Annotated in this window: 10 protein-coding genes; 5 read left to right on the forward strand and 5 right to left on the reverse strand. The window is 44.4% G+C overall.

All coding sequences use genetic code 11. The features are described 5' to 3' along the window. Positions 1-68 precede the first annotated feature (68 nt). Complete coding sequence (locus FC83_RS07040; protein ID WP_057002578.1) at positions 69-1,406, forward strand: gluconate:H+ symporter; 1,338 nt, start codon at positions 69-71, stop codon at positions 1,404-1,406. Between the two features lie 4 nt (positions 1,407-1,410). Here FC83_RS07040 and FC83_RS07045 read toward each other — a convergent pair whose 3' ends face one another. Beyond that, the gene (locus FC83_RS07045) at positions 1,411-1,713 is read right to left on the reverse strand and encodes a CHY zinc finger protein (protein WP_420805624.1); all 303 of its coding nucleotides are present in this window, start codon (positions 1,711-1,713) and stop codon (positions 1,411-1,413) included. A 269-nt stretch (positions 1,714-1,982) separates the two neighbouring features. Further along, complete coding sequence (locus FC83_RS07050; protein ID WP_052004863.1) at positions 1,983-2,639, reverse strand: histidine phosphatase family protein; 657 nt, start codon at positions 2,637-2,639, stop codon at positions 1,983-1,985. Between the two features lie 188 nt (positions 2,640-2,827). Here FC83_RS07050 and FC83_RS07055 point away from each other — a divergent pair, with 188 nt between their 5' ends. Continuing rightward, positions 2,828-3,421: a MarR family winged helix-turn-helix transcriptional regulator gene (locus tag FC83_RS07055; protein ID WP_035454517.1), complete on the forward strand. Its 594-nt coding sequence runs from the start codon at positions 2,828-2,830 to the stop codon at positions 3,419-3,421. A gap of 130 nt (positions 3,422-3,551) precedes the next feature. Here the strand turns inward: FC83_RS07055 and FC83_RS07060 are convergent, their stop codons facing one another. After that, entirely contained in the window at positions 3,552-4,310 is a 759-nt protein-coding gene (locus tag FC83_RS07060; protein ID WP_035454516.1) for a CPBP family intramembrane glutamic endopeptidase, read from the reverse strand. Positions 4,311-5,926: 1,616 nt separating this feature from the next. Between FC83_RS07060 and FC83_RS07070 the strand changes: the two genes are divergently transcribed. Continuing rightward, entirely contained in the window at positions 5,927-6,415 is a 489-nt protein-coding gene (locus FC83_RS07070; protein WP_420805625.1) for an RlpA-like double-psi beta-barrel domain-containing protein, read from the forward strand. Between the two features lie 147 nt (positions 6,416-6,562). Next, the gene (locus tag FC83_RS07075) at positions 6,563-7,756 is read left to right on the forward strand and encodes a DUF998 domain-containing protein (RefSeq protein WP_035454509.1); all 1,194 of its coding nucleotides are present in this window, start codon (positions 6,563-6,565) and stop codon (positions 7,754-7,756) included. 88 nt (positions 7,757-7,844) lie between these two features. Here the strand turns inward: FC83_RS07075 and FC83_RS07080 are convergent, their stop codons facing one another. Then, on the reverse strand, positions 7,845-9,827 hold the full coding sequence (locus tag FC83_RS07080; protein WP_035454508.1) for a cation:proton antiporter: 1,983 nt from the start codon (positions 9,825-9,827) through the stop codon (positions 7,845-7,847). Positions 9,828-9,931: 104 nt separating this feature from the next. On the opposite strand from FC83_RS07080, the gene FC83_RS07085 reads away from it, so the two are divergent. Next, on the forward strand, positions 9,932-11,074 hold the full coding sequence (locus FC83_RS07085; RefSeq protein WP_035454505.1) for a VanZ family protein: 1,143 nt from the start codon (positions 9,932-9,934) through the stop codon (positions 11,072-11,074). Positions 11,075-11,110: 36 nt separating this feature from the next. On the opposite strand, the gene FC83_RS07090 is transcribed toward FC83_RS07085, so the two are convergent. Further along, positions 11,111-11,758 carry an endonuclease III domain-containing protein gene (locus tag FC83_RS07090; protein WP_035454502.1) on the reverse strand — a complete coding sequence of 216 codons (648 nt, stop codon included), beginning with the start codon at positions 11,756-11,758 and terminating at the stop codon, positions 11,111-11,113. Position 11,759 lies beyond the last annotated feature (1 nt).

Here is an 11,759-nt window from a genome sequence, read left to right on the forward strand (position 1 = left end):
TTTCATTTTATGCTATTATTTTCTAGTATTCTAATATATTAGTTCACAAAACTTTGGAGGGATGTACTATGCCTGTAGATCTTATGGCCCTGATTTGGGTTCTCGTTGGGATCGGAATTTTAGTTTTCTTGATCGTTGGTCTGAAAATACATAATATTTTAGCCCTATTGATTTCGGGGTTATTCATCGCCTTTGCCGAGGGGATGCCCATTGATAAAATCGTCACCACCATCCAAAAGGGGGTAGGTGGGGTCTTAGCCACCTTGGCGCTGATTGTGGTCTTCGGGGCCATCATCGGGAAACTCATGACGGAATCCGGGGCCAGTCAGCGGATTGCCGACACCATTGTGGCCAAAATGGGTATTGATAAACTCCCCTTTGCCCTCTTGATTATCGGCACCATCTTTGGGATGGCCATGTTTTACGAAGTGGCCTTCCTTATTACAGTGCCATTGGTCATTAGCATTGCCAAGGAAGCCAAAATTCCTTACATGCGCCTGATTATCCCCACCGTGGCCGGGGCCACCATGGGCCATAGTATCTTCCCACCCCAACCTGGTCCCATGGCCCTAGTGACCACCTTCCATGCGGATATTTCCCAAGTCTATATCTTTGGCCTAATCGTCATCATCCCCACCATCATCTGCTCTGGGGTCTTGATTCGCCGCTTTATCCCGGGCCTGGACAAAATGCCTTTAGGCAATGTGATGAAACCCGCCGAACGCAAACCCGACGCTGAATTACCAAGTTTTGGCATTAGCATCCTGGTACCCTTGTTGCCGGCGATTTTGATGATTTGTGCTTCTGTTACCAAATTGTTTTTAAACAGTAAGAGTACCGCTTATAGCATCGCCTCATTCTTTGGTAGTGCGGAAATCAGCATGCTGTTGGCGGTCCTAGCGGCCATGTTTTTCTTCGGCTATCGCCGGGGGCAAAATGGTACGCAAATTACCGCCCAGATGACCAGCGCAATTGAAGGTATTTCCAATGTCTTGCTGGTTATCGCCGCGGGCGGTATTATGAAAGAAGTTATCATTGACGCAGGGATCGGGGCTAAAATTGTGGATCTCGTGGGCAAAATTCCCGTATCCCCATTGATTTTGGCCTGGTTGATCACCGTCTTAATTCGTATCTTAACTGGTCAAGGGGCCGTGGCGGCCATCACCGCAGCAGGCATCGTGGCTCCCATGATTGCGGCCTTCAATGTTAGCCCGGTACTAATGGTGCTGGCTTGTGCCTGTGGCAGTAACACCATCACTTTGATGTACGATGGCGGTTTCTTATTGTTCCAGCAATCCTTTGGCATCAGCCTCAAAGATACCTTTAAAACTTGGGGCGCCTTAGAATTCACCAACTCCGCAGTGGGATTAGTCATGGTGTTGCTTTTGAGCATTTTCGTCCATTAGTCCATTAGTTAAAATAGATACCTTCGTGCAAACTACACTTAGGATTGAAAGCATGCTGGCAATAGGCACAATGCCCCTGGTGGTACTGGGTAAAAGTCAACGTGTGGCCACAATTGCCGCATAAAACTGGGGCGGGGTCCGTTTTGGCCATGGCTTTAAAATGGTGGTCTTCAGCGGCGTCATGACACTGGTAACAGGCGTAATAGCGCTGGCATTGGGCACATTTTAAGGCCACCACGTCTAGGTTACTGTGGTAATGGACACAGCGGCCGGCGGTATCCACTAAGGCACCAAATAGCTTGATCACGGTCTTTTCCCCCCTGTTCAATAGTTGCGAAAGCAGCTTAACAAACAAAAATTAAGCCCACCTTAAAAAATTCTTAATTATTTCTGCATATATCTATTGATTTTTCTTCACATTCTGTTCACATCTCAAAGTTACTATAAGAACATCAAATAAATAATTCCTCCTCCCAAAATAACTATTTATTTGATTCCCAACATAATTTAATAATAGATTTCTTCATTTTCCTCCCCTGAGACATGCATCCCCCAAGTGCATGTCTTTTTTTGGCTTCAGCTAAAGTATTGTTGCAAGGCAGGTTGGCTGGCCAAAGTCTCAGCTACCACGTTGTAGCCAATTTTTTCAAAAGGCAATTGGGGCCGAGATTCTAAAACCGTCACACTGGCATTTTTGATGATGCCATTTTTACGCATATCCTTTAAATCCCCACCGGTCAATTGATTCAATAAGGCTGTCAGTAACACACCGTGACTGACAATCAACACTTTATCCAGGTCAGGGCGGTCGTAGTCTTTGATTACCGCGTTAGCCCGTTGTAACAGGCGGACATAGCCTTCGGAGTGATTAATGCTAGGGTCAAATTGATCGGGGTGATTGAAATAAGCATCAAATCCTGGGAAATGTTTAGCTTTGTCTAAAGGCTGGCCATCCCAATCCCCCAAGTCAATTTCCCGCAACCGGGGATCCACTTGAATATCACTCAAGGGATTATAATAACTGCGTTTGATAATGACCCGGGCCGTGGTCACCGCCCGGCGCAAAGGTGAGACCAAAATTTGATCAAACCGAGTTTGGGCTAACATGCGCCCAGTGGCAATGGCCCCGGCTATGCCTTCTGGGGTCAAGGGCGAATCCATGTGGCCCCCATTGAAACGTTGTTCTTGATTCAAAATCGTTCTACCATGGCGTACAAAATAAAATGTTGTCATTCCTTGATATTCTCCAATTCTGCTGGCCTAATTTTAAAGCTATCTCTATCTTAGCAAAAATTCAAAGCAAACTCGAACCAAATAGTTGACATTCGTTAGGTACCTAACTATAATAGTTTTTGTAGTTAGGTACCTAATCATTTTTTTGCTGACATAACCCTGCTCACAATTAAAGGAGATTTTTATATATGAATCCAGATAATAACGATTTATTCCGGGAAATTGGTCACTTCATGCATCTTTCCCGCCGTTTACTTTGGCAACAACAAGCCCAACCCCATCATCATGGCCAAGCGCGGCTACTACGGGCCATTGCCGATGAAGACAATTTGACCCAAGCCCGCATCGCGGAAATTTTAGATATCCGGCCTTCTTCCGTATCTGAAATCTTGGGCAAGTTGGAACAAAAAGGCTTGATCACCCGCACCCCTGATGAAAACGATGGTCGGATCACCCGGGTATCCATCACCGATGCTGGTAAAGAACGCTTGCAATCTGCTGAAGCTTCCTTTGGGGAAATCAATGACCAAATCTTCAGTGGCTTAAGCGAGGAAGAACAAACCCAATTGATCGGGTTATTGCAAAAATTAAATACCGATCTTGAAGGTAAAGTTAAACCCATGGGCCCGGACTTTGACGGTCATCCCCATGGTCCTCGGGGCTTTGGGCCTAGAGGTCCTCGGGGCTTTGGTGGGCCTCGCGGTTTTGACGGCCCCCACGGTCATCATCACCATGGCGGCGGCTTCGGCGGCCCCAACAGCATTCAAATTTTCTTCAGATAAACTAGTTCAACTCTAAAAAAGGGGTTCCCATCAGGCATGTGCCTAGTGGGAACCCCTTTTTTGCTACCTCGTAAATAAAAGCCGAGGGCCAAAATCACTGCGCAGCCTTCAAAAATAGCCCCATCCTGGCTCAATTGACGACTAACTTCGTGCGCCGTTGCCAGAAGATAACGGCTAAGACCACGAAAATAAGGGCTAAAGCTAAGTCAAAAAACCAAGGATTGCTGACCGAACTGTTGAAACTACCATAAAGCAACCCATCAAAAGTATCAATCAACCCATGGGCCATAACGGGTAACCAAATATTGGCGCTTAACAAGTAGATAACGGCAAAGAACAAGCCCATCCCCATGGCATAAATAACTTGCAGCAAGGTCGCCGTCAAGGCCGCCGGGTTATTTAAAACGTTTATCAAATGCACGCCTCCAAAGGTAGCGCCACTTAGCACCGCTGTCCAAAGCGGGGATAAATGGAAATTATCTTTGAATCCCCCGATGAATATCCCTCGGAAAACATATTCTTCCATTAAAGCCGTGCTAAAACCAAACAAAACGGCCAGGATAATATTATCAGCGGCGATGCTGAACTTAGGATGATTGGCAAAATCACTGATCATCACCAGTACGATGGGGCTGAGTAACAGCCAAGCCTTGCCTGGCGTCTTCTGATTGAACCGAATCCGAATATGCAAGTAAAAACGATTGATCCCTAACCAAACCAACAGGGGGATCACTTCACTCAATATGTTATAAGCCAAGTAAAATGTGTCTTGTCTCAAATTCAACCCCATCAACCCCAGCAACCAAGCTGCGGCAAATGGTGAAACGGTTGCTAAAACTAAAATGAGTACAACAACACCTAGAAAAAAGACGATTCGATTTTTGCGCATGTAAACCCCTTCTTCCCCTCATATAAAATGTATTCAATCTGTATGTCCAATATTAAACCATGTTCCCTATGTAAAAGGACAGTTATTTGCACGGTCCTAGGTATTTCAAGGTTAAATCTCGCCGGTATCCCATCTAAAAGCGAAAATTAGCGCAAAAAAAAAACTTTAATGATTAACATCATTAAAGCCCTCCAAAATAAAAAAGTGCCTAGATGGCACTAGTGCCCTCTAGGCAACAACAGTCTTAGTTAATCTAACGATTAAGCAAAGATTGAGCGAAGAATGCTGCTGACGAATTTAAGTGGTTGTGCAACAAAACCTTCAACGAAAGTTGCGATGTTGCCAAACGCATTAGTAATAGCAGAAATTAATTGCATGTTTGATATCCTCCTCTTATTGGTAATTTAGTACACTTACACAATACAATAGTTTGGCAGTTCTGTCACCCTTATCCGACTGATATAACGAATTTGTCATACGAATTTAATACAGTCCACCAAACAAAAATTATGATTGTGCAGTTATTTTTTCCAAATCGCTAATAATTTATAACCCAACGTTAGCCCGGTGTCATAAATTCATGCTGGCAAATGATACGGGTCAATCTACTGGCTTTGGTATCTATACCATCTACCTAGCTTCCCTTCATTTATAGCATCTCCCCCAGATCCGCTTGAAATTAACCTCAAAAATCCAATCGGGTCAATCGACTGAAATAGATATTAGAAAAACATGTTATTAAATGATTTTGCGAAAAGTTAGGCTTTAGAAACAAAATCATTAAGTTACTGCAGAAGCAGCACACTATTTGATGTTTATTTTACTATCTTTTGACTTTATTGCTTAAATTCATGACCAATTTTAGACACTTTTATCAATCTGTTCATGAACCGCATTCTTTTTGAAAAGTGACGTTTTTTTGAATAGTTGTCTGAAAAAAATCATTTTACTAAGCCACCTTTTCGGTCTATTTTCCCGACTAATTTCAATGCAACAAAATTATGTAAACATTCTCATAAGTTTATAATCCTTTTATATCAGCCATTTGCTTCAGGCCAAAATTGTCTACTTTTGTAGTCCAATTCGAAATTTTGATCAGCTTGAACCGGCAAAATTCTTCAAAATTCCCGACGAAAATTTGGGGGACTTTGAATTATTTTTGAACATTTTTCGGTTTTTTCGGGAAAAAACAGGTCATTTTTTGAAACTTTTTTTAAAAAATGCTTCTTTTTTGTAATATTTCGCCTGTGGCTCATTATGCAATGCAATGGCGTCTCTAGAAAAAAGTGACGAAAATTCGTTCCAGTATGACAAATTCGCGTTTTCTGACTTCAAACGTTAACAGTCCTGAAATGTAACTGCAATAAATAAAAGCTATTCTAGGTCTCGTGTTAAAGTTGTTCCGGCGAAAAAAAAGCCGGGGCTAAACTTTAGAGAAATTTGTTGCTAATTCGGACAAGTATAAAGGAGTTTTCTATATAATGAAAAAAAGTACACTTATTGCATTCGCATTCGCTGGTGCTCTTACTGCAGTTACAGCTTTAAACCCTGGTCACGCAAGCGCCGCTGTAGATAATGGCAATGGCACAGTTACCGTTCAAGCTGGTGATTCTTACATGAGCATTGCTAATAGCAAAGGCATGAGCGTTGCTGCTTTGGAACAATTAAATGGTCGTCAAGTTGGCGGTTATGATGTCATTTACCCTGGCGAAACTGTTAGTGTTAACACTAACAACACCGCTGCTACAACACAAACTGCTACAACACAGCAAACAGCAGCTACGACACAACAAAGTGTTAGCCAAGCCCCTGCTGCTACTACACAAACTGCCACACAATCAGCTGGCTCTTATAAGATTTCTTTCTACGATCCAGCTGTCTTAGGTTCTAACATGGGTTACAACGGTGTTGCCGCTAACTTATCTGTTTTCCCTAAGGGCACACACTTACGCATTACCTTATCTGATGGTACTGTCTTAGACCGTGTTGTTAACGATACTGGTACATTCGCTTATTCTAACCCACAACAATTAGATGTTGCTATGCCAAATGCTTCAATTCCTTCATATGGCGTAACTACTGCATCTGTTCAAGTGATCGGCTAATTTCAATTTAAATTCTGGGCTGCAGACCTTTGTCTGCAGTCTTTTTTTTTCAGGTTTTTATCACCCCATCACCCGCTAGTTGCAGGGATTACCCCTATCCCTTAGCCAATGCTTTATAATAGAAGCAAAGGGATTGGGGGAATATTTATGGCAAAAGCCAAAGCACCACAGCTCAAGGTGGTCATTCCACCGCAAATCGCTAAAGAAGTGGGCTTACGAGCCGGAGATTCAGTAAACATGCACGTTCAAGACAACAATGTGGTCCTTGAAAGTACGGACGCCGATCCAAACAAACAAGAGATCAAGATTCACTGGTTTGCCCTGCCGGCCTTCGTAGCCACCATAATTTTCTTGGCTTATTTCTTAATTCAAAAGCAGTTTTTAATTCCGTTGACTGGACGACTTTCTATCAGTGCCGCGGTAATTATTCTTGGGGGCGTCAGCGGCATCCTCGCTTTTATCACATTTTATATTCGCAATGGTAAACAAGACCGTAATCGCACCTTAAAGGGCTTATACTGGCGCAACTTCCCCGTGGTTTTACTGTCCTTCACCATTATTTTGGCCTTGGCCTTAATCGCCATCTTTTGGTTCATGGGGATCCTCTTCAAAGATGCCGCCTTTGACCCGTACACCGCTAGCGTTTTATTTCTATTATTTACGTTGACTATCAATTATTTCATGGTGTACGCAGCCTTGCATATTAACTCCGAAATGCTGGTGCGTCTGTTGATCACGGTCATCGTCAGCGGTGTACTGGCCTCTATGGTGACCAATAGCGATAATCACTGGTGGCAAACAAATCTAAGCTTTTTAGGCACGAAACATGCCAATTATAGCTGGCAGTTCAACTTAACTTTGATGGTCTCCGCCTTATTGATGGTGGGTTTGATTGACTATTTATTCGTGTGGCTGCACCGCAAATATCCCCAGAATTTGGGATTAAGTATCTTACGGGTGCTTTTAGCCATCATGGCATTTTCGCTATTTGGTGTTGGGGCCTTTGCCAATAATGGGCAAGGCCTGTTGCACTTGCTCCATGATCTCACTGCCTGGGGCTTAGTGGCCGTCTTGGGGCTCACTGTCATCCTCATTCGCTGGCTGTTGCCCAAGGGCGCCAGTTCCCGGCAGTTTCAAATTATCTCCGACGTGATCGTCGCCTTGCTGCTGGTGGACTTTATCCTCTTCAAATATGTGGGCTACTTCTCCTTGACCGCCTTTCAACTGGTGGCCTTTGATTTAGCCTTTTCTTGGATTTTACTGCTACTGAGCACCCTGCGCCGTTTATCTTTGCGCGATGACTTGTCCGTCACCGTCAAACTGGCCGCCAATGACCAGTAACGCTGCGCCTTGATGGGTGCTGAAAGTCGGCTGATCACGGCACAATAAAAGGGACCTCTGCCAAAAAAAGGCAAGGGTCCCTTTTAAATTATTTTTGAAAAATTTCAATATTTTGTAAATAAGTGATTTCATCAATGGAAATCCGTTGTTGCAGTTTCTCGGCTAGTTCCGCGGTGATATCTTTGTTGGCCACGGCAGCTTGAATTAATTCGTATTCCGCATGGAAGGCCTTCATAAACATTTGATAAATGATATCAGAATCCACGGATTTAATGCGAATGCGCCGGTGTCTGGTTTGATAGAAACGCCGGACGATACCGGCCTCCACTTCGTTATCCTTAGCCTTAGTTTTCAAAAACGCCATGATTGCATGATACCCGGCATCTTCAATGGGCAAAATATCCTCGCCGTGATTTTCAAAAGCCTGACGCCAAAAGATTTCCTCCAGGGCAATAGGCGCGGTCAAGAAGGCTTCTTGAACCCGGGACATGCTCTTATACATTTTGCCAAAGTGCAAACTAAAGCGCAGCCGCAAAATCACGTTCTTCCACACTTTTTCATCCGCGGTGAAGTTGTTCAAGCTAATGAATTCATTATAATACTTCAGTTCATCATCGGTGACTTTCCCTTGTTTATGCAGGGCTTCAATGGCTTGACGCTCCACGGCATGGCTTTCCCGCATCAATTGCCGCCGGATTCGGCCATTGGGCGTCCGGTTTAAAATCAATTGTTGTTGCAAGGCATCGATGACCACTTGGGCTTCCGCGGGATGGTCTTTTTCTTGCCGCAGGGCTTTGATAGCCGCACTGATCATCCGCCGGACCCAATCAAAGGAATGCACGGCCCCTTTTTTCGTAGGTAACAAAATGGGGATAAAAACCGTGGGCATGATCAAACTGATGAAGATGATCACTGCCGCCATGAAAATCAACGGCGCACGGTAGATGAAAGTTTTCCCGGCAATTAATACAGGAATAGAAAAAGCCAAGGATAAGGTGATGGTCCCATGGGCGCCGCTTAGGGCCATGATCAAACTATCCCGCCAACTTTGCTTTTTGGTGGTATGGGTCTTAATGAGATACTTACCCCAAATTAAGCGCAGTAAGGTTTTAGCTACATAAACGAAAGCAGCGGCCCAAAACAGATTCCAGATCAAGCGCTGGGATTGGCGCATGGAGTTGATCACATCTGGCAGGGACAACCCCAACAAGATGAACACACTCCCGGATAAGATGCCATCCACGATTTCCCAAACACTACGGCTGACCATTTGCATCCGAGAAGAGGTCAACCGCAGGCGATTACGTTCTGAACCTTGCACTAGCCCAGCGGCAACCACGGCTAAAATCCCGGATAGGTTTAAATAAGTGGCGACCAAATAAACCAAAAATGGCGTAATCAGTTGAATGGAGACCATGATCAAAGAGGTATCGTCATGATAATGAATCAAAACCATCCGGGATGTGACGATCAATAAGCCCAGTAACGCCCCTAACACCAGGCCACCTAAGAACTCTAATAAAAAAGTCCCAATGGCGCCGTTCAATGAAAATGAACCGGAAATATAGGCGGTCAAGGCCACGTCAAAGGTGACGATACCTGCCGCATCATTAAACAGCGACTCATTTTGTAGAATACCGGCTTGCTCTTGGGCAATGGGATTGGCCTGGAAAATGGAATTCACCGCTGAAGCGTCCGTTGGTGTCACGATAGCTACTAGGGCAAAAGCCAGGCTCAAAGGCAAAATGGGAAATAATGTGTACAAACTAATCCCCACTACCAAGACAGTGACAATGACCAAGCCAATCGCTAATGATATAATATTCGTAATCGAACGCCCAATCCATAACCGGGAACTATTTTGAGCTTCATTGAACAGTAATGGTGCAATGATCGCAAAGGAAAATGCGGAAGGATCTAAATGAAAATGGCTATAAACTGGTAAAACTGCCAAAATAGCCCCAATTGCGATTAGAAAAAATGGTAAAGGTACGGCACTGAGATGGCGGGCAAATACATTGCCGGCTACCACCGCCGCTAAAATAATTGTGATTAAGAATACCTGATCCATAAACCCCAGCTCCCTTGTCGTACTTTACGCTCATTTTACATCTAAGTCCCGTTTTATGTCAGGCATCGTGCACTTATTCTTATCTTAGGAGGTTTTATGGCATCGTGAGTGCTTATTTCTATCCCATTAAAATGGCTATTCTTATTTTTCCATTCTTAGCATTACTGATTTCATTACCTATCTTTGCTTATGCGTATCATAAAAATGGGGCTTTTTCTAAATTTCGGGGTTTGGTGATCTATACCTTTATTTTTTACCTGTTGGCCGCTTATTTCTTGGTGATCCTCCCCTTGCCCAGCCGGGACTATGTGGCCCAATTGACCACGCCCCGGTATAATTTGCACCCGTTGATTTTTATCCAACAGTTCATCGCCACCAATACTTGGCAGCCTTTGAATATTCATACGTACCGGCAAGGCTTGTTAGAACCAGCTATTATTCAACCCTTATTCAATATCGTCTTGACCCTACCCTTTGGGGTTTACCTGCGTTATTTTGGCAGAAGTTGGAAAAGGGTCTTAATCTACACCTTTTGCCTATCCCTATTCTTTGAACTCACCCAACTCAGTGGCCTTTATGGCATCTATCCAAGACCTTACCGGCTGTTTGATGTGGATGACCTCTTGTTGAATACTTTAGGGGGCTTGGTGGGCTTTGTCATTGCCCCGATTATCTTGGCCCTGTTTCCCACCCATGCCCAAATCAAACTTCGCGAGCAGCAGGCCGGGGCCCGGGTCAGTTATACCCGGCGTTTAGTTGCCCTTATCTTAGATTGGCTCAGTTTGCAAATCTTCAATGGCATCTTGTTGCTATTGGTGGGCTTAAGTCCCATCAAAATCACCACCCAAGTCACCATGCTGTCCTTTACCCTGCTAATCTTAGTGGTCTTTTGGCTCATCCCCCTGTTCAACCAAGGGGCGACCTTGGGTAAACGCATCGTGCGGCTGCGGGTTCAAGGCTTAAACGGACAAAAGGCCAGTGCCTGGCAATTATTTTGGCGGGTATTTTGGCAGTATTTAGTCCCGATTCCGGGTTTCATCACCGCCATGACCCTGTTAAATGGCATGTTAAGCACCGGTTATCTCAATCCTAACGATGTGGATCGCTTTTGGTTGTTGATTGGGGTTATCTTAGGGGCTGGCGCCTTGTTAGCCTTACACATGATCATCAATATTATCCGCCGCAACCCCCGCCTATATTACGATTACATCGCCAAAACCATGGTCGTCAGTTCTTTCAAAGCCTGACAAAAAGCGCGCCCGCAATTTTGCAGGTGCGCTTTTTTAAGCCAAATCTAAGGTATAGCCCGCTAGAAAACTAGCGCTAAAATTCTGGTAACGGCGCAGGTACTGCTTGCCAAAATCATCAATATGACCATGAAAATCCTGCCACTGCGTCAAGGTCAACTGGGGTTGGGTCTTTTCAACGACCTGCTTTAAGGTGTTATACTTCGCCGCACTGGCTACCCCCAGTTGGGCAAACAAGCGCCGGGCATAGCTATCGGCAATAAATTGAGGTTTGTCTAAGACATAAAGCAAAATCACATCGGCGGTTTCCGGGCCAATGCCCCTTAAGGCTAATAATGCCTGGCGCAGTTGAGCCGCCGGGTTGTTTTTGGCTTGGGTCAAGTCAAAATCATAATTTTTGAACCAGGTCAAAAAATTAATGATAGCCCGGCTTTTATTTTGGTAGAAACCACTGGGCCGAATCAAGGTTGCTAAGTCTGCCTGGGGCAAGGCTAAAATGTTCGGGCCATTGATCCCCGTGGTCTTTTTAAGGTTGGCGATGGACGGCAAGATATTTTGCCAAGTGGTATTTTGCACCAAAATGGCATCTAAGGCAATCTCTAATTTAGAATCCGCCGGCCAGGTCGTTGCCGGCATATTTTCCGCCAATAATGCAAATAATGTGTTGATAGTCAATTGTTTCATA

It is taken from the genome of Agrilactobacillus composti DSM 18527 = JCM 14202 (genome assembly GCF_001436375.1).
GTDB classification, from domain to species: Bacteria; Bacillota; Bacilli; order Lactobacillales; family Lactobacillaceae; genus Agrilactobacillus; species Agrilactobacillus composti.